The 20,207-nt window shown below is 66.8% G+C and carries 20 protein-coding genes; 12 read left to right on the top strand and 8 right to left on the bottom strand.

The genetic code is table 11. The features are described 5' to 3' along the window. Positions 1 to 290 precede the first annotated feature (290 nt). Genes CKO27_RS00250 through CKO27_RS00240 form a run of 3 tightly spaced genes read left to right on the top strand, consistent with a single transcriptional unit; the run spans position 291 to position 2,184 of the window. Entirely contained in the window at positions 291 to 1,151 is an 861-nt protein-coding gene (locus tag CKO27_RS00250; protein WP_338115803.1) for a sterol desaturase family protein, read from the top strand. After that, positions 1,148 to 1,792: a TVP38/TMEM64 family protein gene (locus tag CKO27_RS00245; protein WP_200372623.1), complete on the top strand. Its 645-nt coding sequence runs from the start codon at positions 1,148 to 1,150 to the stop codon at positions 1,790 to 1,792. The genes CKO27_RS00250 and CKO27_RS00245 overlap by 4 nt, the downstream gene beginning before the upstream one ends. A 35-nt stretch (positions 1,793 to 1,827) precedes the next feature. Continuing rightward, positions 1,828 to 2,184, top strand: coding sequence for a DsrE/DsrF/TusD sulfur relay family protein (locus CKO27_RS00240; protein WP_200372622.1), 357 nt, complete (start codon positions 1,828 to 1,830; stop codon positions 2,182 to 2,184). A 69-nt stretch (positions 2,185 to 2,253) separates the two neighbouring features. On the opposite strand, the gene CKO27_RS00235 is transcribed toward CKO27_RS00240, so the two are convergent. Both CKO27_RS00235 and CKO27_RS00230 read right to left on the bottom strand, forming a co-directional pair. Then, the gene (locus tag CKO27_RS00235; RefSeq protein ID WP_338115819.1) at positions 2,254 to 2,562 is read right to left on the bottom strand and encodes a type II toxin-antitoxin system VapC family toxin; all 309 of its coding nucleotides are present in this window, start codon (positions 2,560 to 2,562) and stop codon (positions 2,254 to 2,256) included. An 88-nt stretch (positions 2,563 to 2,650) separates the two neighbouring features. Then, positions 2,651 to 2,905 carry a DUF6290 family protein gene (locus CKO27_RS00230; protein ID WP_200372620.1) on the bottom strand — a complete coding sequence of 85 codons (255 nt, stop codon included), beginning with the start codon at positions 2,903 to 2,905 and terminating at the stop codon, positions 2,651 to 2,653. Between the two features lie 90 nt (positions 2,906 to 2,995). On the opposite strand from CKO27_RS00230, the gene CKO27_RS00225 reads away from it, so the two are divergent. From CKO27_RS00225 to CKO27_RS00215, 3 genes are read left to right on the top strand one after another with little or no spacing between them, the layout of a single operon-like run. Continuing rightward, complete coding sequence (locus tag CKO27_RS00225) at positions 2,996 to 4,135, top strand: cysteine desulfurase family protein (RefSeq protein WP_200372619.1); 1,140 nt, start codon at positions 2,996 to 2,998, stop codon at positions 4,133 to 4,135. A 26-nt stretch (positions 4,136 to 4,161) separates the two neighbouring features. Continuing rightward, the gene (locus CKO27_RS00220; RefSeq protein WP_200372617.1) at positions 4,162 to 4,680 is read left to right on the top strand and encodes a hypothetical protein; all 519 of its coding nucleotides are present in this window, start codon (positions 4,162 to 4,164) and stop codon (positions 4,678 to 4,680) included. Further along, the gene (locus tag CKO27_RS00215) at positions 4,677 to 4,823 is read left to right on the top strand and encodes a hypothetical protein (protein WP_200372615.1); all 147 of its coding nucleotides are present in this window, start codon (positions 4,677 to 4,679) and stop codon (positions 4,821 to 4,823) included. The genes CKO27_RS00220 and CKO27_RS00215 overlap by 4 nt, the downstream gene beginning before the upstream one ends. A 171-nt stretch (positions 4,824 to 4,994) precedes the next feature. Here the strand turns inward: CKO27_RS00215 and CKO27_RS00210 are convergent, their stop codons facing one another. Beyond that, positions 4,995 to 5,480 (bottom strand): hypothetical protein, encoded by a 486-nt coding sequence (locus tag CKO27_RS00210; RefSeq protein ID WP_200372613.1) that lies wholly within the window; start codon positions 5,478 to 5,480, stop codon positions 4,995 to 4,997. Positions 5,481 to 5,878: 398 nt separating this feature from the next. Between CKO27_RS00210 and CKO27_RS00205 the strand changes: the two genes are divergently transcribed. Then, positions 5,879 to 6,316, top strand: coding sequence for a CoA-binding protein (locus CKO27_RS00205; protein ID WP_200372611.1), 438 nt, complete (start codon positions 5,879 to 5,881; stop codon positions 6,314 to 6,316). 106 nt (positions 6,317 to 6,422) lie between these two features. Beyond that, positions 6,423 to 7,034 (top strand): hypothetical protein, encoded by a 612-nt coding sequence (locus CKO27_RS00200; protein WP_200372609.1) that lies wholly within the window; start codon positions 6,423 to 6,425, stop codon positions 7,032 to 7,034. Here the strand turns inward: CKO27_RS00200 and CKO27_RS00195 are convergent. Next, positions 6,935 to 8,239, bottom strand: a complete 1,305-nt coding sequence (locus tag CKO27_RS00195; RefSeq protein WP_200372607.1) for an MFS transporter — start codon at positions 8,237 to 8,239, stop codon at positions 6,935 to 6,937. The two genes, CKO27_RS00200 and CKO27_RS00195, sit on opposite strands and share 100 nt — an antisense overlap. A gap of 284 nt (positions 8,240 to 8,523) precedes the next feature. After that, positions 8,524 to 9,012: a DUF4405 domain-containing protein gene (locus CKO27_RS00190; protein ID WP_200372605.1), complete on the bottom strand. Its 489-nt coding sequence runs from the start codon at positions 9,010 to 9,012 to the stop codon at positions 8,524 to 8,526. A gap of 230 nt (positions 9,013 to 9,242) precedes the next feature. Here CKO27_RS00190 and CKO27_RS00185 point away from each other — a divergent pair, with 230 nt between their 5' ends. The 3 genes from CKO27_RS00185 (at position 9,243) to CKO27_RS00175 (ending at position 14,849) form a co-directional block, all read left to right on the top strand. Then, complete coding sequence (locus tag CKO27_RS00185) at positions 9,243 to 9,974, top strand: response regulator (RefSeq protein ID WP_200372603.1); 732 nt, start codon at positions 9,243 to 9,245, stop codon at positions 9,972 to 9,974. After that, positions 9,967 to 11,442 (top strand): ATP-binding protein, encoded by a 1,476-nt coding sequence (locus tag CKO27_RS00180; RefSeq protein WP_200372601.1) that lies wholly within the window; start codon positions 9,967 to 9,969, stop codon positions 11,440 to 11,442. Before CKO27_RS00185 ends, CKO27_RS00180 begins: the two co-directional genes overlap by 8 nt. Before the next feature lie 398 nt (positions 11,443 to 11,840). Continuing rightward, positions 11,841 to 14,849: an ATP-binding protein gene (locus CKO27_RS00175; protein ID WP_200372599.1), complete on the top strand. Its 3,009-nt coding sequence runs from the start codon at positions 11,841 to 11,843 to the stop codon at positions 14,847 to 14,849. Here the strand turns inward: CKO27_RS00175 and CKO27_RS00170 are convergent. Continuing rightward, on the bottom strand, positions 14,846 to 15,610 hold the full coding sequence (locus CKO27_RS00170; protein ID WP_200372597.1) for a polysaccharide deacetylase family protein: 765 nt from the start codon (positions 15,608 to 15,610) through the stop codon (positions 14,846 to 14,848). The two genes, CKO27_RS00175 and CKO27_RS00170, sit on opposite strands and share 4 nt — an antisense overlap. Positions 15,611 to 15,843: 233 nt before the next feature. Here CKO27_RS00170 and CKO27_RS00165 point away from each other — a divergent pair, with 233 nt between their 5' ends. Then, positions 15,844 to 17,424, top strand: a complete 1,581-nt coding sequence (locus tag CKO27_RS00165) for an AAA-like domain-containing protein (protein ID WP_200372595.1) — start codon at positions 15,844 to 15,846, stop codon at positions 17,422 to 17,424. Positions 17,425 to 17,507: 83 nt separating this feature from the next. On the opposite strand, the gene CKO27_RS00160 is transcribed toward CKO27_RS00165, so the two are convergent. Both CKO27_RS00160 and CKO27_RS00155 read right to left on the bottom strand, forming a co-directional pair. Further along, positions 17,508 to 17,720 carry a hypothetical protein gene (locus CKO27_RS00160; RefSeq protein ID WP_200372593.1) on the bottom strand — a complete coding sequence of 71 codons (213 nt, stop codon included), beginning with the start codon at positions 17,718 to 17,720 and terminating at the stop codon, positions 17,508 to 17,510. Positions 17,721 to 17,781: 61 nt separating this feature from the next. Next, entirely contained in the window at positions 17,782 to 19,947 is a 2,166-nt protein-coding gene (locus tag CKO27_RS00155) for a peptidoglycan-binding protein (RefSeq protein WP_338115801.1), read from the bottom strand. Positions 19,948 to 20,207: the final 260 nt, after the last annotated feature.

Genomic DNA, 20,207 nt, shown 5'->3' with positions numbered 1-20,207 from the left:
GACGACTCATCCTCCATCCCTGGAGCCGGACGCCGGTTGTAGGGGCGAATTCATTCGCCCCGTTGGTGGCTCCGAGGCCGGCGGGGGCGAATGGATTAGAGTTTTTGCGATTGATATTTAAGGAAATATCACTCGGAACAACTCTACTGATTTCGAAGGGCTGTCTGGAGGAGGCTATGGCTGATGACGATAGGGTACCGGACATATTCAACCGATCGGTTGAAAGCGCGATAGCGATCTGACACCATCCCGATCCGTATCCATCGAGTCATTCCCGGAGGCCGGCCGGCGTGGACAGCTTCATCCAGACCCATGAGCCAACGCTGCGGCTCGCCGCCTTCCTGGGCATCTTCGCCGCCATGGCGCTGTGGGAACTGCGCTCCCCGCGCCGGGCGCTCGCGGTCTCCAAACTGCGGCGCTGGAGCGCCAACCTGGGGCTGGTGGTGCTCAACACGCTGCTGCTACGGCTGGCGTTTCCGGTCGCCGCCGTGGGGCTGGCGGCGACGGCCACGAGCAACGGCTGGGGTTTGCTCAATCAGATGGCGCTGCCGGCCGGCGTCGAGCTGGTGCTGGCGCTGGTCGCCCTGGATCTGGCGATCTGGGCGCAGCACGTCTTCTTCCATGCGGTGCCGGCGCTGTGGCGGCTACACCGGGTCCATCACGCGGACCTGGATTACGATCTGACCACCGGGGCGCGCTTCCATCCCATCGAGATCCTGCTCTCGATGCTGATCAAGTTCGCGGCCATCCTGGTGCTCGGACCCTCGGTGGTGGCGGTGATCCTCTTCGAGGTCATCCTCAACGGCATGGCGATGTTCAACCACGGCAACGTGGGTCTGCCCGAGCGGCTGGACAAGCGCCTGCGCTGGCTGCTGGTGACGCCGGACATGCATCGGGTACATCACTCGGTGGCGGCCGACGAGGCCAACTCCAACTTCGGCTTCAACCTGTCGCTCTGGGACCGTCTCTTCGGCACCTATCGCGACCAGCCGCGCGGCGGGCATACGGGCATGACGATCGGCATCGACGAGCTACGCGACCCGCGCCGGGTCTGCGGCTTGCCGGGTATGCTGCTCCTGCCGTTCCGCGGCGCGGTGACCGACTACGCGATCAATTGCCGTGCCTGGAAGGCGCCGGAGGACGGGGCATGAAGGGCCGGGTGCGTCTGCTGCTGGCCGTGGTGCTGATCGCCGGCATCGTCCTGGCCCTGAGCCTGCGCGGGGGCCTCGATGTCCGGACGCTGGAGCACTGGATTCAGGACGCCGGGCTGGCCGGCCCCCTGGTCTTCATCGCCCTCTATGCGCTCGCGACACTCCTGTTCCTGCCGGGCTCCCTGCTGACGCTGGCCGGCGGCGCGCTCTTCGGTCCGTTGTGGGGCACCCTCATCAATCTGACCGGGGCGACCCTGGGCGCCGCGCTCGCCTTCCTGGTCGCGCGCTATCTGGCGGCCGACTGGGTCCAAGGCCGCGCCGGGGGGCGGCTGAAGCGCCTGATCCAGGGCGTCGAGGCCGAGGGCTGGCGCTTCGTCGCCTTCACCCGGCTGGTGCCGCTCTTTCCCTTCAACCTGCTCAACTATGCCCTGGGGCTGACGCGCATCCCGTTCGGACAGTATCTGCTGGCGACCGCCGTCTGCATGCTGCCGGGCGCGCTCGCCTACACCTGGCTGGGCTATGCCGGGCGCGAGGCGGTCGCCGGCGGCGAGGGGCTGATCCAGAAGGGTCTGATCGCGCTGGCCCTGCTGGCGGCGCTGTTGTTTCTGCCCCGGCTGATCGCGCGCCTGCGCCGGCCCTGACAAACCCGTACTCCCGAACAATCAGGAACCATTCGATGACGATTTTGATCATTCTCAACCGCGAGCCTTACGACAACACCGATGTCACCTGGAATGCCCTGCGCCTGGCCGCGACCCTGACCGACCAAGGCCAGGGCGTGCGTCTCTTTCTGATGAACGACTCGGTCGATCTGGCGCGCTCGGTCTGCCGTCCGCCCGAGGGCTACGATCAGGATCTTTCAGCCATGCTCAAGGCATTGATCGCGCACGGGGTGCCGGTGCAGGTTTGCGGCACCTGCATGGCGCGCTGCGGCATCCATAAGAATCACCCCTATTTCGAGGGCGCCGAGTCCTCCACCATGGCGGCCCTGGCCGAATGGGTGGCCGACAGCGACAAGGTGCTAACATTCTGAGTTTGAGCAGGATTTCCGAGGCGATCGGGTGATGCAACGCGCAGGAATCGCGGTTCGATTCAGGAGAGATCAGCCTGGCGCATGAAAAAGATTGTGAAAACCGCGCCGATCCTGCGTTCGATAGATAGTGAAGTCCGAGTCGATGCTGGCAACCCTGGTGATCCGCCGCCGCTCGCACAGGGCGACCAGGGAGGCATCGGCGAAATCCGCCGGCAGATCGCTGTATTTCTCCATCAGGGCACGAATACGCGGCAGGTCGTTCACCGTCTCGGTATCCAGTACCAGCGCGGATTCCGCCCAGAGCAGAAAATCCCGCTGCGCCTGGGCGGCGAAATCCAGCATGCAGACCACCTCCGTGATCACCGCTACGTTCGTGATCAGCGGCCCAGGCTACGCCTTAATAAAGGCCACGGCGGCCTGGTGGAAGCGGTCGGAGCCGTCGAACAGCGCGATCAAGGGGCCGCTGTCAACGACGATGCTTGTCACCCAACCGCTCCCGAATCAGCGCCTTGCGGTTTTGGCTGCGGTCGGAATCGCCACTGGCATAGCGGCCGAACAAAGGCTCCCCGAGCCGATATGGCGTTGATTCGTTCGGTGAAGAACGCGCGAGCTTTTCCCGAATGGCCTCGCGCACGAAGTCGGACTGGGTTGTGCCTGTCAGATCCAGATACTGACGCAGCGCCGCCTCGGTTTCCTGATCGAGCCGAATTGAGAGTGCCATGGAGCCTGACCTGTAATACAAGCCTGTATTACAACGCAATCTAGACCCATTGACCCAAACGGGCAATCCAGAGTGCCAAAGCCAAATCCGATGGCATCCCTCATCTACCTGGACCACAACGCGACCACCCCCATCGCCCCCGAGGTGCTGGAGGCCATGCTCCCCTGGCTGCGCGAGGGCTTCGGCAATCCGGGGAGCGATCATCCGCTCGGGCGGGCCGCGCGCGCCGCGCTGGACCGGGCGCGCGCCCAGGTCGCCGCGCTGATAGGCGCGACGCCGGACGAAGTCATCTTCACCGCCTCGGCGACCGAGGCCAACAACCTGGCCCTGATCGGCGCGGCGCGCGCCCTGGCCGAGCGCGGCCGGCACCTCATCACCAGCGCCGTCGATCATCCCTCGGTGGCCGCGCCGCTCGGGCACCTGGCGGCGAGCGGCTGGGAGCTGACAGTGCTGCCGGTGAACGCCGAGGGCCGTGTCGATCCCGCCGATCTCACCGCCGCCCTACGCCCGGACACCGTGCTGGTGTCCGTCATGCATGCCAACAACGAGGTCGGCACCCTCCAGCCGATCGCCGAGCTGGCGGCGCTCGCGCGGGCGCGGAGCGCGGTCTTCCATTGCGATGCCGCCCAGTCGATCGGCAAGATCCCCGTGAACGTGGACGCACTCGGGGTGGATCTGCTGACCCTGGCCGGTCACAAATTCCACGCACCCAAGGGCATCGGCGCCCTCTACCGGCGCGCCGGCATCCCGCTCGCGCCCATCCTCTTCGGCGCCGGACAGGAGGGGGGCTTGCGTCCCGGCACCGAGAACGTCCCCTATGCCGTGGGTCTCGGCGCGGCGGCGGCCCTGGCCGCCGGACGCCTGCCGGCGCTCACCGAGCGCCTCACCCGTCAACGCGACCGGCTCCACGCCACGCTGGCGGCGGCCATCCCCGGTCTGACGCTCAATGGCCATCCCGAGGCCCGTCTGCCCAATACCCTGAGCCTGGCCTTCCCCGGCGTCACCGGACGCGATCTGCTGGCCCGCGCCCCCAGGGTGGCCGCCTCGCTCGGCGCGGCCTGTCATGCCGGCGCAACGGCGATCAGCGGCGTGCTGGGGGCCATGGGGGTGGACCCGGCGCGCGCGCTCGGCACGGTGCGTCTGAGCCTGGGCGCGGAGACCACCGACGCCGAGCTGGACGCCGCGGCGGCGGCGCTGATCGCCGCCTGGCGTGGGCTGACCGCGGGCTGACGGGCGAGACAGGAGCCGTGAGCGGCATGAGCGAGTCACCGCGCGATCCAGATGCTGCGTCCGATTCCGACCCCTTCGACGCGGGCCTCTGGCCGTCCGCCAACTATCATCGCCAGGTCGAGCGGCTGCGCGCCGCCGTCGGCGAGACCATCTATCTGGTCGAGCTGGTCGAGAGCGCCATCCAGCTCAGCGTGCATCTCAGCGGCACGCCCTTCGAGCTGCTTGGGGTCATCGACTTTCCGCGCCCCGATCCGACCCGCGGGCTGGCCCCGCACTTGCTCCTGCTCGACGACGGACGCGGGGTGAACCTAGGGCGCATCGCCCGCGTCAGCCGCCGGCCCTTCGCGCCCGCACCAAAGGATCTGCTCTATCTGGACCGCGCCGCGCATGAAAACCTGCTGTTCGCCGAGCGGCGGCTGTCGCGCGATTTCCTCGCCGCGCGCAGCCGGGTGGCGCTGGGCGAGTGCCTCGGTTATTCGCCGCCCGAGCTGGCCCGGCTCCTCGCCGGCGCGCCGGACGGGGATCCGGCGGGCGGGGGCGGTTGAGTCAGCCCGAAGCCATCGGGTTGCAGGAGGCGATCGACATCATGGATCAGTCGCCCTGGCAAGGGCTGGCGGATTTCGACGCCCTAGCCGGACGCAATGCCTACCAGACCTATCTGGAGCGGGAGGCGGCGGCGTTCGAGTAGCGGCCTGGTGGGAGGTCGTCGCCGGTTCCCGGCCGGCGCTGGGCAGGGATGAAGACCGGCAGGCCCAGGATCGGGCGGCTTCCTGCCACAGCCACTCCGATCCGCGTCGAACCGGGCAAGGCGCTCTGTGGCCGATCAACCTAAAAAGAGCTGTCAGCTTCCAGCCTCCAGCTATTGGTAATCAGCCACTTGGCCATTGACCGAGATCGGCCGAGGCTCACCCATTATGTGAAGCCCGCAAAAAACGAAAACCTCGGCCATGCAACGGCTGGAGGCGGATCGCTGGCGGCTGACGGCTCTTTCGGCGAGTTGTGCCAGGGCCATCGCCTCGGCGCGATGGCCGCTTGGGGCGAAGCCGCTGATGAGATGGTCGAGGGCGTCGTGAATCAGCACCGAGGTCGGCAGCACCCCGCCGGTCTCGCGGGTGCTGGCGATGATCTCCGGGTCCGCGAGATAGGCGCCGATGACGACCTTGAAGCCGACCGGCTTGCCGCTGACCTCGCGCACCCGCTGGATCAGATCCAGGGTGCGCTTCGACGCCGAGCACGAAAACGCGACGGCGAGCAGGGTCTGGTCGTGTGTCATGACCGGAGCGAGGAAACCATTCCCTTCGATCGGCGGCTGTGCGCCGTCGGCCTGTTCCCGGCGATGGCTCATTTCCGAGCGCCTTACCCCGATATTTCGCAATGCCAACGACACGGATGTGCGCTTCAATAGTGACCCTGCATTCTGTCCCGGACCCATGCGCGCCGTTGTACGCCAGGATGGCGGCGCACGCCTCGCCGGTCCTGGTCCCGACGGGCATTCGATCAAACGATCAAACCCGGCGGACATCGCCGAGGTCAGCTTGGCCGACTACGGCTGTGTCCAGGCGAGTTCGCGCACCCGCGCCTCTTGGATCTCACGGGAACCCGAGGACAAGCCGTCGAGCATCGGCACCTTCCCGGTCCCGCGACCAGCGGAGGCGACCTGAACCCGACACCCCGACGCCTGCTCCGCAAGTCGATCGAATCATGGGCGTCGAACCCTTCCCCCATGCCACTTGGAGTTTATCCATGCCCTCGAACTACGAAACCTTCTTCGACCACCAGCGTTTCGCCCTCGTCGGCCGCTCGGCGGTCAAGCCCTTCCCGATCCTAAGCTATCGTGGACTCAAGCGGCTCGGGAAGACCGTCCATGCCATCGACCCCAGCACCACCGAGATCGACGGTGATCCGGCCTATCCGGACCTGACCGCCCTGCCGGAACCGGTCGAGGCGCTGATCATCGAGACGCCCAAGTCCGAGACGCGCGACTGGGTGGCTGCCGCCAAGCAGGCCGGGCTGCGCGATGTCTGGATCCACATGGCGCAGGACACGCCCGAAGCCGTAGCCCTCGCCGAGGAGTCCGGTATCAACCTGCGCACCGGCACCTGCGCCGTGATGTATGTGACGCCAGGACTGACCTATCACAGCCTTCACAAGGCCATCATGAAGCTGACAGGGAAGTACTGAGCCGTCGGGCGGCCGGGGTCGGATCCGACGACGGCCCCGCGCCCATCAAACCCAGCCCTGGCGCGCGGTGGTTGCGCGTCACGAAGGGCGCTCATTGGAGAGCCGAATGAATCTCAGACATCTTCTCCAGCACGGATTCGGTCCAGCCCTGGCGGCTCTGTGCCTCGCCGTGGCCTCCTCGGCCCAGGCGTTCTCGCTCGCCATGGAGAATGGCGAGATCACGGCGGTGTTGGGCCTCGAAGTTCAAGGCCAACTCTATGACCTCACCTTTGCCGACGGCGCCTTCAATGCGATCTATCCGGCTCGGTTCGAAGGATACGGCCAACTCGCTCAGGATGCCGCCCAAGCCCTCCTCGCCGCCAGTCAGAGCGGCGCACTCCAGGCCGCCCCCAACGGGCCGCGCGGTTTGATGCTTCGCGGGTGCCGTTCGAGCACATCCTGCACGCTCCTGATCCCCGAACGCTCCAATGGTGTGACGCCCACGGCACAAACGATTGACGCTCGTGAGGTGATCTACTCCGACCAGCAGTTCCGTTCGGTCACCGCCAGGCTCTGGCCATTCGACGCCTCCACCGATACCGATCGGATGCCGGACATGATGTACGCGATCATGACCCATCAACCCTCCGCGGAACCACCGCGCGCGGACGTTGAAGACAGCACCAAGGCACCGCCCGCCAGCAGGATCACCGCCACGGCCACCAAGCCCGCGCTGTAACTGGCCGTCATCTGCTTGAGCCAACCCATCAGGTACGGCCCGACAAAGCCCCCGACATTGCCCAGCGAATTGATCAAGGCGATCCCGCCCGCCGCAGCCGTTCCGCTCAAAAAAGAGGTCGCCAGCGCCCAGAACGGACCCATCACGCCCCACACCCCGAGTGCAGCCAATGAGAACGCCAGCAACGCCAGCGGCAAGGATTGGGTCGCTGCCGCCCACAGCGCCCCGGTCGCCGCCAGCGCGAGCGAACCGGCGACATGCCAGCGCCGCTCCCCGCGCCGGTCGGAATGCCAGCCGATCAGCACCATCCCCAGCGCCGCCGCCAGGAATGGCAGGGCGTTGAGCAGACCGAGTGTGAAATCGCTCGCACTGGTCATCACGCGCAACATCTGCGGCAGCCACATCCCAATGCCGTACATCCCTATGACCATGCAGAAATAGACCAGCCCCAGCCGCCACACATCAAGGCTGCCCAGCGCCTCGCCCAAGGTCTGGCGTTGCCGCGCCGAGTTCGCTTCCCGCTCGCGTTCCAGGGTCCGTTTCAACCAGTCGCGCTCGTCCTGGGGTAGCCAGCGAGCCTGATCGGGGCGGTCGGGCAGCTTGAAGAGGACGACCACCCCCAACAACACCGCCGGCAGCCCTTCCAGCACGAACAGCCAGTGCCAGCCGCGTCCGCCCCACGCACCGTCCAGTTCCAGCAGCGCCCCCGAAAGCGGACTGCCGATGACCCCCGCCAGGGCGGTCGCGGTGGCGAATAGGGCCATGGCGCGCGCCCGGTCCCGCGCCGGAAACCAGCCGGTCAGATAAAGGATGATCCCTGGGAAAAAACCCGCCTCCGCCACCCCGAGCAGAAACCGCAGTACATAGAAGCTCGTTTCACCCTGGGTCAAGGCCATCGCCGTCGAGATCAGCCCCCAGCTCACCATGATCCGGGCAATCCAGATGCGCGGGCCGATCCGTTGCAGGATCAGGTTACTGGGGATCTCGAAAAGCACGTAGCCAAGGAAGAACAGCCCGGCGCCGGTGCCATAGGCGACCGCGCTCAACCCCAGATCCTGATTCATTTGCAGTGCCGCGAAGCTGATGTTAATCCGGTCGAGGTAGGCGACGATGTACAGCAGCCCCAGAAAAGGAATCAGCCGCCAGGTGAGGCGGCGGATGGTTTGACGTGCCAGCGGGTCGGACTCGGGTTCGGATACGCTCACGGCAGGCTCCGGGAGGGTTGAGGTCAATCAGGGTGATCGCGGATTTCGGATAAAATCATACGCTCAGGTTTTGTGCCGGTACCTAGCGAGCGGAACCGCCCGTCCTCGGCCGACCGATTGTGCCGCCAAACCTAGTCGCCGGTCAGGTTGATGCGCGCCCACCCCAGCGGCGACAGGTGCGGCAGCCAGGCGCGCGACGGACACGCCCGTCGCGCGACCTCCCCCTTGCCCTCGGCGGAAAAGGGGCGGCCGGTCAGGTGGCGGACCGGCCGCTCGGCAGCGTCTTACTCGAACAGGAGGTGCATCAGCTCCGGGGGACGGGCGCCATTGCGCGAGGCGATCTCCTCGATCGACTGGGCCGTGCTGGCGACCTTGAAGCCGCCGGATTGCAGCTTCGCGACCAAGCGGTCGGCGCTCTCGTCCAGCAGCGGAGCGACGGCGGTCAAGGGGGCGCGCTCGAAGGTCTGAAACATCCGATGCTTCATGTCGCCGCCCTCTTGACTGGCCGACAGTCCGATGAGCGATGCCGTCGCCAACGCCACGACGGCGATGATTCCGAGCGCCGAGCGCCGCGAGAAATAACCAGTGAAGCCGCGCCAGTGCGTCGAGATGTGGAAGCCGACGAAGCCGACGAAGGCCAGGCCGATCCATTCGTGGGCCAGCGTCACGGGATCGTGCACGCCGAAGAACATCAAGATGCCGGAGACGGACATGAAGACGCCGGCCGCGATGACGGCGGGGGTCGACCATTGACGGGTATTCAGACTGAGCATTGGAGTCGCCTTTCTGGATTCGGTTGAAAGCGCTGGTGGAGACGGGGCGGCTCGATGTCCCTTGGGAGCTGGCCGCCGCGTTCCATGGAGGCTATTTCACCGCGTCCATGTGTCCGCTCCTTGCCGAGAAGTGGCGGGTTTTGTGACGGTGTGTGACAAGCCGCCAGCTTGACAACGTCCGTGACCAAAATCCGACCCCTGGCCCGACGCGACGCCCTACACTGCGACCCATGGAAAAACCGCCACACCTGCTCGTCGTCGATGACCATGCCGAGATCCGGCAACTCTTGCAGCGCTATCTGGGCGACCACGGCTACCGCGTGACGACCGCCGCGAACGGCTTGGAGATGCGGCGCCTGCTGGCGGACGCGGCCATCGATCTCATCATCCTCGACCTCATGATGCCGGGCGACGACGGGCTCACCCTCTGTCGCAAGCTGCGCGCCGGCCCGCACGCGGCGCTTCCGGTGATCATGCTGACCGCCATGGGCGAGGACACGGACCGCATCATCGGTCTGGAGATGGGCGCGGACGACTATCTCGCGAAGCCCTTCAACCCGCGCGAACTCCTGGCCCGCGTCAAGGCCGTGCTGCGTCGCACCGGCGCGAGCCAGGAGCGTCCCTCCGGCGAGATCGCGGAGCGCCTCTGCTTCCTCGGCTGGACCCTGCGGCCGAACGCCCGTGAACTGGTCGACCCGGATCGGACCCTGGTCCCGCTGAGCACGGCCGAATTCGCGCTGCTGATGGCCCTAGTCACCCGGCCCGGGCGCGTGCTCACCCGCGACCAGTTGCTGGATCTGGCCCGTGGGCGCGACGCCAGGGCCTTCGATCGCGCCATCGATACCCTGGTCAGCCGTCTGCGACGCAAGCTCGGCGACCAGTCACGCGATCCCCAGATCATCAAGACCATCCGCGGCGACGGCTATCTCTTTGCCCCCAAGGTCGAGCGGTGCGATGCCTAGGCGCCTCGACACCCTGGCCAGTCGTATCCTGGCCCTGCTGGTCACCATGACCCTGCTGTTGATCCTCGGTGGCGGCCTCATCCTGCAGGACGAGCGCAAGGATCGTTTCGAGGAGCGCAACCTGGCCTATCTGCTCGATGAGGTCACCACCCTCGTCTGGCTGTTGCAGGACGCGGACGCGACCGAGCGCATCATCGAGCGCTTCTCGCGCACCGGGGACGCGATCAGCCTCACCGACGAGCCGAAGCTCGGTCTCAACTGGCCCTGGCGTCATGCCGTCGAACATGTGATTCACCACAAGCTGCGCAGCGCCCTCGGCATCGAGGAGCGCGAGTCTTTACGTGTGCGCGTCGAGATCGAGGCGCACCACCAAGATAGCCAAACGACGCCGCCCGAGCCGCGCCCTTCGCCTGAAGTCGTCCGCTCGGACGGAGCCATCGATGACCGCCCTCGCGATCACGACGGGCCTAGACGCCCAGCGCCGATGGACCCTCGCCAGCTTCGGGAGGACATCCGCTCGGACGACGTCAAGGCCATCGTCATCTGCGTGCGCCTGCGCGATGGCCACTGGGTCAACGTCCGCACCACCCGCATCGACCAGCCGCCACCCTGGGCCGGCAAGAGCCTGCAGCTCTTGGGACTGCTATTGGTCGCCGTGATCGGCACCGGACTCTTGATCGCGCGCAAGACGGCAAGCTCCATGGCGGATCTGGCCGATGCGGCCAATCGTATTGGACGGGGAGAAGACCCGCCGCGCCTGCCCGAGCACGGCCCGCGCGAGGTTCGCGAGACCATCCGCGCGATCAATCTGATGCAGGAGCGTCTGCACAAGCACATCCAGGACCGCTCGCGCCTCCTGGCGGCCGTCTCGCATGACCTGCGCACCCCCATCACGACACTGCGACTGCGGGCCGAGTACATCGAGGACGCCGAGATGCGCGAGCGCACACTCGCCACCCTCGCGGAGATGGAAGCCATCCTCTCGGCCACGCTCAGCTTCGCGCGCGACGAGGCCGCCGACGAGACCGCCCGCTCCACCGACCTGGCGGCCCTGGTGCAGAGCCTGGTCGACGACCACGCCGACCTCGGCGGCGATGTCACCTATGAGGGACCGGACCGGCTCATCGGCCGCTGCCGGCCCATCTCCTTGAAGCGCGCGCTCTCCAACCTCATCGACAACGCCGTCAAATATGGCGGCCGGGTGCGGGTGGAACTGCGCGAGGAGAATGGTGGCCGGGTCATCCAGGTCGATGACGACGGACCGGGCATCCCGGACGCGGAGCTTGAGAAGGTCTTCGAGCCGTTCTTTCGTCTCGAAACCTCACGCAACCGCGAGACCGGCGGCACCGGGCTCGGACTCTCCGTGGCCCGAACCATCGTGCACGCCCACGGCGGCTCGTTGAGCCTGAGCCATCGGCCGGAGGGCGGATTGCGCGCCCTGGTGCGACTGCCCGAAGAGGACGGTTGATTTCTAAAGCCCCCTGTCGTGATGCTTGGCCATGCGCGGCTCCGCCTGTCGTGGTGGCCAAGGCACAAGGTCCGCCCGGCGTTTCCGATGCGCGCCCAAACAAGACCTGTTTGCGGCAGAATAGGCCCTAGCCGACATCACCGGAATGGTTCAACCTAGAAAGCTGTCAGCTTCCAGCCTCCAGCTATTGGGAATCAGCCACTTGACCATTGACCGAGACCGGCCGAGGCTCACCCATTGGATGAAGCCCGCAAGCCGCGAACACCTCGCCCATGCCTCGGCTGGGGGCGGATCGCTGGCGGCTGACGGCTCTTTCTAGATTCAACCGGATCAACAGGCCCAGGATCAGGCACTCGGACGAGGCAGCCGTCGTACCAACCCTGTGAGCGCTTATCCGCATGACACTTGGCATCAACCCCTCGGCTCCGCCGTTCGACATTGGCCCGTGCGATGCCGAACCCGTTCCTATTCCAGGGGCGATTCAGCCCCATGGCGTCCTGCTGGCGTTGCAGGGTCCGGACTCGCGGATCATCCAGGTCGCCGCCAGTTGCGAGGCGCGGCTCGGGATCGCGCCGGCCGAACTGCTGGGATGCGAACTGGCAAGCGTGCTCGGAGCGGCGCTGGCCGAGGCGGTTCGTCAGGCGCTGATCCAGTATCGCGAGCGGTCGCACGCCCCTTGCTCGATCGGCCGGCAACCGCTGGGCGACCGGGTATTCAATGGATATCTGCATGAATCCGATGGATTCGCGGTGCTGGAACTGGAGCCTGCGCCCGATCCGTCCTCGGCCAGCGAGATCCTGACCCAAGCCGTGTCGGGCTTCGGCGCGGTGCATGACGAGCCTGAGCGGCCGGCCAAGCTGCGCCTCGCGACGACACTGATCCGACGCCTGACCGGCTATGACCGGGTGATGATTTATCGCTTCGACGAGGATTGGCGCGGCGAGGTGGTGGCCGAGGCGCGCCGCGAGGATCTGGAGCCCTATCTCGGCCGGCGCTACCCGGCCTCGGACTTCCCGAGCCCGGCGCGCCGGCTTTGTCTGATCAATCCGACGCGCGTCATCGTCGACGTGGACGCCGAACCCTCTCCGCTCTTGCCCGAGCTCGATCCGATCGCCGGACGGCCGCTCGATCTGTCCCGCGCCCTGTTACGCGGCGTCTCGCCGGCGCATCTGGAGTATCCGAGCCATCCGGGGGTGCGCGCCTCGCTGACGGTCTCGCTCATTCGGGACGGGCGGCTCTGGGGGCTGATCGCCTGCCACCATGGCGTCCCGCGTCGGGTATCGAGCGAGATGCGCCAGATCGCGGACTGGATGGGACGGGATCTGGCCACCCAGATCGCGTTGGCGGAAGCGTCCGAGCGCCGGCGCCACGAGACGCCTCGACAAGCGTGCCGCGATCGCCTCATCCACGCGATGCGCGGGGAGGCGCGGCTGGCGACCTTGCTGACCGGACCGGCCTTGTCCGACCTGCTGGGCGCGGTCGGGGCCGATGGGGTGGCGCTGATCGACGGAACCGAGATCGTCGCCGGCGGCGTCACGCCCGATCCGGAGCGCATTCTCGACATCGTCGCCGGGTTGACGGTCATGGGGCCGAGCGATCCCTCCGGCCTCTTCGCCAGCGACTGTCCGAGCGAGCACCTGGACGGCGCCGCCGAATTGGCCGCGAGCGCCGCCGGGGTGGTGCTGTTCCCGCTCGATGCCGCTCGGCCGCTCAAGCTGATCTGGTTTCGCGGCGAGCCGGTGCGAGAGGCGACCAGGGGCGACGATCCCTGCCAGGCGATGGAGGCCGCGGCCTGGACCCGGATCGTCCCTTTGCACGGCAAGCCCTGGCGCGCGGAAGAGCTGGAGTCGGCCCGTCAGCTCGGTGCCCTGATCGATATCGAATGGCGGAAGCAGGTCGAGGACGCCCTGCGCGCGAACAAGGCGCTCATGAAGGATGTGCTCGACGCGCTCACCGCCCATCTGGCCGTGCTGGATGATCAGGGGGTGATCACCCTGGTCAATGCCGCCTGGCGGCGCTTCGCCAAACAGAATGGCGGCAACGGGAGCTGTCAGCCAGGGACGAACTATCTGGCGGTCTGTCGGCGGGCGATCCGCGACACCAGCGATCCCTATGCGCAAGCCTCGCTGCAAGGCATCCAGGCGGTGCTTGACCGACAACAGCCTCTGTTCGAGCTGCAATATCCCTGTGACTCGCCCACCGAGGCGCGCTGGTTCGAGATGCGCGCCTTTCCGCTCAGCGGCGCCCGGCCGGGCGCGCTGATCGCGCATGAGGAGATCACCGAGCGGAAAGGCTCCGAGCAGGCCCTGCGCGAGGCGGCCCAGCGCAAGGATGAATTTCTGGCGATGCTGGGACACGAGCTGCGCAATCCGCTGGCCCCCATCCGTCATGCCGCCGAGATCCTGAGTCTGAGTCCAACGCCGGAACGGGTGACCTGGGCGGCCAGCCTAATGACCCGTCAAATCAGCCACCTGACGCGACTGGTGGATGATCTGCTCGACGTTTCGCGCATCAGCCTGGGGAAGCTGAGGCTGCAACGCCAACCCTTCGACCTGCGCCAGGCGGTCGAGCGGGCGGTCGAGCAGTCGCGCCCACGGCTCGACCGCCAGGCCCAACAGCTCGCGATCGCGCTTCCGCGAACCCCGGTCATGGTGGACGGCGATCTGGATCGGCTGACCCAGGTGTTCGTCAATCTGCTGGTCAACGCAGCCAAATTCAGTGGGTCGAACATGACCGTCTTCCTGACGCTGGAGACGCTGGACGAAGCGGCGCGCGTCGAGGTGCGCGACCAGGGCGTCGGCATGGCGGCCTCGCTGTTGTCGGAGGTTTTCACGCCCTTCTCCCAGGGCGAGCAGACGATCGAGCGTCCTCACGGCGGGCTCGGCCTGGGGCTGTCGCTCGTCAAGGGCCTGGTGGAGTTGCACGGCGGCGAGGTGCGGGCGGCGAGCCCCGGCCTTGGCGAGGGCAGCACCTTCAGCCTGTCGCTGCCGCTCGACCGGTGCGACTCGATGACCCCGGACGCGGACGCCGAGCGCCGATCCGAGCCTGTCCTCGTCATCCTGGTGGTGGACGACCAGCGCGACGTAGCGGATTCCTGCGCCATGCTGCTGCGCTGCCTGGGCCAGCGTGTCCACACGGCGCACGATGGCCCGGCGGCCCTGGATCTGGCGGAGCGGATCCGGCCCGATCTGATCCTGCTGGACATCGGGCTACCCGGCATGGACGGTTACGAGGTGGCGCGCCGACTGCGCGACAGCGATGCGGGACGGAACGCGCGACTGGTCGCCCTCACCGGCTATGGGCGGGAGGATGTCCAGCGACAGACCCGCGCGGCCGGGTTCGACGAACATCTGCTGAAACCGGTCGCTACCGAGACGCTGATCGCCCTGTTGGGACGCTGTTCCTAGCCGCGCCGGGTCGGGTCGCGCCAGGGCGCGAGCGCCGGTTTCGGGGCCTGCTTGACGGCGATCTTCCACCAGTAACCGAGCAGGTTGTCACCCTGTGAGATCGCCTTGCGCGGCAGCACCAGGGGATGATCCGCGGGGATCGCGGCTCCACGCAGACAGGTGGTCGCGCTGCGATAACCCGCCTCGGCGGCGGCCTGGACCGTTCGCGTATCGAAGCTGCCGAAGGGATAGCAGAGATGCTGGACCGGCTCGCCGAGCAGATCCTCCAGCGCCTCCCGGCTGTGTCGCAGCTCGCGGCGCTGGGTGTCGGGATCGACCTCCCCGAGCTTGACGTGATTGACCGTATGCGAGCCGATCGTGATACCGGCCCCGCGCACCGCGCGCAGCCGCTCGGCGCTCATCAGGGTTGGAATCGGCCGGCCCGGCTCCCTGGCGAACCATTCGGCGCGCCGCCCGAGCCAGCCGCTGATGGCATAGACCGTCGCCGGGAATCCATGACGCTCCAGCACCGGCAGGGCGAAGTCGGCGAAGTTATCGTAGGCGTCGTCGAAGGTCAGCACGACCGCCTTGTCGGGGATCGGCCGCTCGCCGCGCAGACAGGCCAGCGCCTCGTCCAGGCTCAGGACGGCGTAACCGAAGCGGGCGAGAAAGGCCATCTGGACGGCGAAGCGCCGATGGTCGCAATAGTTCGCCCGGTGCGCCTTCATGGACGCGAACTGGCCGACCTGGTGGTACATGAGGATGGAAATCTTGCCCGGCATTCCGTTAAGCCTCTATTGATCGAGGTTCTGTCTGCCTTCCAGACAGTTCCCGATAGGATCGCGTCTCGGCGGCGATCAGCAAGCGTGCTTGTACTTCATGGGCTTGAAGCTGTCCAATCCGCAATGGTTACGCCAGCCGCCGCCATCGGAGCTTCGACGATCAGGTTCGACTTGTGCGTAACGCACCGGTTTTCGGATGACCAACCCCAGGCCGCGACCCAAAGGACATCGAGATGCGCTTTTTCACCACCGAAGGCCCGATCCGCGTCGAGGATCACTACTTTCTGCCGCCCTTGCAGCGCTGGGATCTCGAAGAGGTGCTGATGCTGATCGATCGGAAGAAGTATTTCCTGCTCCACGCCCCGCGCCAAACGGGTAAGACAAGCTGTCTGCTGGCGCTCAAGGAGCATCTCAACCGCGAGGGACGCTACCAGGCGGTCTATGCCAATCTGGAACCGGCCCAGACGGCGCGCGAGGATGTCGCGCGGGCGATGCGAACCATCTGCGGCATGATCGAGGGCGCGGCCCGGCGCGATCTTGGCGATGAGCGGCTGCATGACTGGACCGAATCGGCTTGGGCGGCGCGAGGTCACGACGGGGTGCTCAACGGCTTGCTGGAGACCTGGAGCCAACAGAGCGAGCGCCCCATCGTCCTTTTGCTCGATGAGGTCGATGCGCTGGTCGGCGATACCCTGCTCTCACTGCTGCGCCAGTTGCGCGCGGGCTACCCGCAGCGCCCGGCGGGGTTCCCGCAAACGGTGATCCTCTGCGGCGTGCGTGATCTGCGCGACTACCGCATCCACGCCAGCTCCGAGCACGAACCCATCACCGGTGGCAGCGCCTTCAACATCAAGGCCGAGTCGCTGCGTCTCGGCGACTTCAACGCCGATGAAGTCCGGACGCTGCTGCTGGAACACACGCGCGAGACCGGACAGCCCTTCACCCCGGAGGCGCTCGATCGGGTCTGGGAACTGACCCAGGGACAGCCCTGGCTGGTCAACGCGCTCGCCTATCGCGCCTGCTTCAAGCGGCGCGAGGGACGCGACCGCACCCGGCCGATCACCCTGGAGCTGATCGATCGGGCCAAGGAGGACATGATCATCGAGCGCGTCACCCATCTCGATCAGCTCGCGCACAAGCTCCAGGAGCCTCGGGTGCGGCGGGTGATCGAGCCGATGCTGGCGGGCTTGTCGATGGACGAGGTGCCGGAGGCGGATCGCGACTATCTGGTCGATCTGGGCCTGTTGCGCCGCTCCGGCGCGGGGGCCGGCGGCCTGGTCGTGGCCAATCCTATCTACCGCGAAGTTCTGCCGCGCGCCCTGGCCAGCGGCCCGCAGGACACACTGCCAACGATCACCCCAAACTGGCTCGCCCCCGATGGATCGCTCGATCCCGAGCGCCTGCTCGACGCCTTCCTCGCCTTCTGGCGTCAGCACGGCGAGCCGTTGCTCAAGAGCGCCCCCTATCACGAGATCGCCCCGCATCTGGTGCTCATGGCCTTTCTGCATCGGGTGATCAACGGCGGCGGGACGCTGGAGCGCGAATACGCCATCGGCTCCGGGCGCATGGATCTCTGTCTGCGCTATGGCGCGGTCACCCTGGCGATGGAACTCAAGGTCTGGCGCGACGGAAAACCCGATCCGCTCGCCGAGGGGCTGGACCAGCTCGATCGCTATCTCGGCGGCCTGGGGCTCGACCAAGGCTGGCTGATCGTCTTCGACCGACGCGCCGGACAGCCACCGATCCGCGAGCGCACCGGCAGCGCGGAGGCGACCAGCCCCCAGGGTCGGCGGATTCGCCTGGTGCGGGCTTGAAGACCGCGAACCCGCGGCCTGTTTCAACGCCACCTTTTCACGTCACGGCGCTGGATTATCGAGCCACTCCGGGCGCGGTTTGGTCAGATCAGTTTCGCGATTTTCAGCAAGACGCCAATCATCACCGTTGTTTGCGAGACGCCCGCGCCAATGACCCAGCGGGTCAGGTCGGCCTTCGTTTCGGCGATTTTGACGTTGGTCTCGGCAAGGCGCGCCTCCATGCGAAGCTCGGTTTCCCGAAGATCCCGTTTCAATTCGGCGATGTCTCGGCGTAAGACGTTTTCGTGTTCAGCCACGTCCGCTTTCGTGGTCAGCCTTGGGATCCTCTGGCGGTCTTCCAGTCCGATAGGGCCGGGATCAGAGCAGGAAGACGATCTCCAGCCCCAGGACGGATAGGAGTCCGACCAGCTCGGTCTCGGTGGTGATGCCGATGTCGAGCCGTCGCGGGAGGGCCGGCGGCAGACTGACCAGCGAACGTGACCAGATCGGGATCACATGGCCGATCTGGTGACGGCTGTCGCTGGTCGGGAGTTCGCACGCGGGAGCCGGGTCGGTCCCTTCGTCGATGGCGCAGTAAGGGCCGGACATGGGTGAGAAGATCTCTTGCCCCATCGGCGGCAGGCCCAGCATGGCGAGTGTCACGGCGTCCGCCACGCCCTGCGTCGTCCGCAGACCGTTACGCCACTGGAAGGATTCGATGGCGGCCAGCGTCGCCTTGCCCGCGTAGCCAGGGAAAGGGATGGTCTCGTAGCTCACATGTTTCTTGCGTCGCTTGTCTCGCCAGACGACTTTCCGGGTCAGCGGCTTGAGGAATCCCCGTGCGGCGAGTTCCGTCTGCAAGACGGAAACGTGCGGGGCCGCGGCTTTCCGCAATCCCGCCGGCATGGTTCTCACGCGGCTCAGGTCGGCGGCCTCGCCCAGGGACGCCTGTTGGCCCGCCTGCAAGGCGGCATAGCGGGCGAGACGCTGGTCATAGATTTCCAGGGCGATGCGTTCGGCCGGCATCAGCCGGTCGCGATGCGCCGGGTCGTCCGGTGCCTGTTTGCCGACCAGCTTGCGGAACTGGCTCAGGGCCGTGCTGACCTCGGGGTGGGCGGTGCTGGGTTCCTGAATGTCCGGGGACAGGACGCTCAGGTGATGCAGGGCGGATAAGGTTTCCGGTGGGAGACGGTCGAGCGGTTGGTCCGCGCCCTGGTTCACCAATTCGGCGAGACGGCGCTTATAGCGGCGCGTTTCGTCCGGGCCGAGCGGGCCGGTCACCAGGGCCTCGGGCACCAGTACGGCCCCGCTGATCTCGTGGCGAAACTCCGCCGCCTTGGACACCTTTTCTGGGTTGAAGGCCCGCTCCGGCATGTCGCCGCCTTTCAGCTCGAACCCGACGCCGTATTTGGCCCGCGTCAGCGCGGGCTGATCCTTGGCCCGGACCCGGCGCGCGAGATGTTCCATGAACTCGGCCCAGGTATAGGGTTGGGTCTGGCCCTTGCCGTCGCGGTAGAACATCCCGAGGTTGCCGGTCACGACGGCTGAGTCGGCGGGAAACCCCCATTGCGAGGACACTGGCGGAGGGATCTCGGGAGCGGCGGGCTGGGACCAAATCGCGGGCTCGGAGGGAACCGAGGGCGCGCCCAGATAGACCCGCCTTGGTTCCATGGTGGCGATCGCGGGGTCGAAGGCGGGTCGCTGCAAGTTCGAGGCGAGCCCCCACTGGACCGAAACGCGGGGCTGTAGGGGCGAACCGATCCTCGGTTGATACCTGGGTTCGATGGCCGACAGGGAGCCGGCCCGGAGCCTGGACGTGACCTCCACGCGGTTTTCAGGCTGGTCGATCGCGGCCAGCATCGGCGGCGGGTCCGCGACCGGGGCCGGCGGGTCGACCGGGTCGACCGGGTCGACTGGCGCGACCGGCTTGACACTCAGCGTATCGCGCGCCTCTCCCCTGGCGAGCGCCAGCACCCGCCGGCCCTCTCCCGCCCCCAGGAAGTGATAGAGATAGTCTTCTTCCGGCGTATTGGCCCCCGAGTCGACGCTCAGATAGTGTTTCGCGAAGGCCAGTACCGCGAAATTGTGACGCAGGAGCTGAAGCTCTCCGTCGTCCGCGTCGCGTCGGCCGTCCGCTGTCTCCTGAATCAGCCGACGCACCTCGGCGTCCGGGAATGGCCCGTCCCCCAGATCCAGGCGTTCGCGGCCCGCCGCCGGATCGGCTTCGCTCGCGGCCAGCAGCCGGGTTCCGAATTGCTTGACGATGTGGTGGAAGGTGGCGGGCATGAACTGCCAGACCCCGGTCGCGGAGCCCAGACGGCCATTGTTCAAGGTGGGACGGACATGATCGTTCCAGGTCCGGGCGCTTTCGTGCTCTCCGGTCGCGAGCGTCTGACCCAGACTGGCCCCGGTGCGCTCGCATACCTCCAGCAGAATGAGCATCTGCCGGGGCGAAATATCCTGCTTATTGTCGTAATTGCGGGACTGGCTGGCCGACAGCGCCCGATAGGCCGCCAGTGGCGACTCCAGCGGGCTGACGTCCACCGGTGGCTCAGCCGGGGTTGCCGGCGGATCGGCGGCCCAGGCCGAGGTCAGCACACAAGTGACGGCAAGGCCGACAAGGCCTCCTGTTTGTCCTGGAATCCTTGAAGATTTAAATTTCATGGCGCGCCCCTTTTCGTAGCCTCCAGGATCTTGCCCGCTTCAGCCGGGTCGACGGGGGGATCTTACTACAGGACGGGCGGGCGTCATGCCTTCCACACCGAGCGTGTCCTGGCGAGCGACCGGCGTTCATCCCAGGAACC

Origin of the sequence: Thiocystis violacea (assembly GCF_016583575.1) — a bacterium.
Taxonomy (GTDB): Bacteria; Pseudomonadota; Gammaproteobacteria; order Chromatiales; family Chromatiaceae; genus Thiocystis; species Thiocystis violacea.
This window is presented reverse-complemented; position numbering and strand designations above follow the sequence as displayed.

What these genes read in the sequence shown, in the direction of transcription:
- CKO27_RS00245 (WP_200372623.1), top strand. Translation starts at nt 1,148, where the DNA reads ATGAAGGGCCGGGTGCGTCTGCTGCTGGCCGTGGTGCTGATCGCCGGC.
- CKO27_RS00240 (WP_200372622.1), top strand. Translation starts at nt 1,828, where the DNA reads ATGACGATTTTGATCATTCTCAACCGCGAGCCTTACGACAACACCGAT.
- CKO27_RS00230 (WP_200372620.1), bottom strand. Translation starts at nt 2,905, where the DNA reads ATGGCACTCTCAATTCGGCTCGATCAGGAAACCGAGGCGGCGCTGCGT.
- CKO27_RS00225 (WP_200372619.1), top strand. Translation starts at nt 2,996, where the DNA reads ATGGCATCCCTCATCTACCTGGACCACAACGCGACCACCCCCATCGCC.
- CKO27_RS00220 (WP_200372617.1), top strand. Translation starts at nt 4,162, where the DNA reads ATGAGCGAGTCACCGCGCGATCCAGATGCTGCGTCCGATTCCGACCCC.
- CKO27_RS00210 (WP_200372613.1), bottom strand. Translation starts at nt 5,480, where the DNA reads ATGAGCCATCGCCGGGAACAGGCCGACGGCGCACAGCCGCCGATCGAA.
- CKO27_RS00205 (WP_200372611.1), top strand. Translation starts at nt 5,879, where the DNA reads ATGCCCTCGAACTACGAAACCTTCTTCGACCACCAGCGTTTCGCCCTC.
- CKO27_RS00200 (WP_200372609.1), top strand. Translation starts at nt 6,423, where the DNA reads ATGAATCTCAGACATCTTCTCCAGCACGGATTCGGTCCAGCCCTGGCG.
- CKO27_RS00190 (WP_200372605.1), bottom strand. Translation starts at nt 9,012, where the DNA reads ATGCTCAGTCTGAATACCCGTCAATGGTCGACCCCCGCCGTCATCGCG.
- CKO27_RS00185 (WP_200372603.1), top strand. Translation starts at nt 9,243, where the DNA reads ATGGAAAAACCGCCACACCTGCTCGTCGTCGATGACCATGCCGAGATC.
- CKO27_RS00180 (WP_200372601.1), top strand. Translation starts at nt 9,967, where the DNA reads ATGCCTAGGCGCCTCGACACCCTGGCCAGTCGTATCCTGGCCCTGCTG.
- CKO27_RS00175 (WP_200372599.1), top strand. Translation starts at nt 11,841, where the DNA reads ATGACACTTGGCATCAACCCCTCGGCTCCGCCGTTCGACATTGGCCCG.
- CKO27_RS00170 (WP_200372597.1), bottom strand. Translation starts at nt 15,610, where the DNA reads ATGCCGGGCAAGATTTCCATCCTCATGTACCACCAGGTCGGCCAGTTC.
- CKO27_RS00165 (WP_200372595.1), top strand. Translation starts at nt 15,844, where the DNA reads ATGCGCTTTTTCACCACCGAAGGCCCGATCCGCGTCGAGGATCACTAC.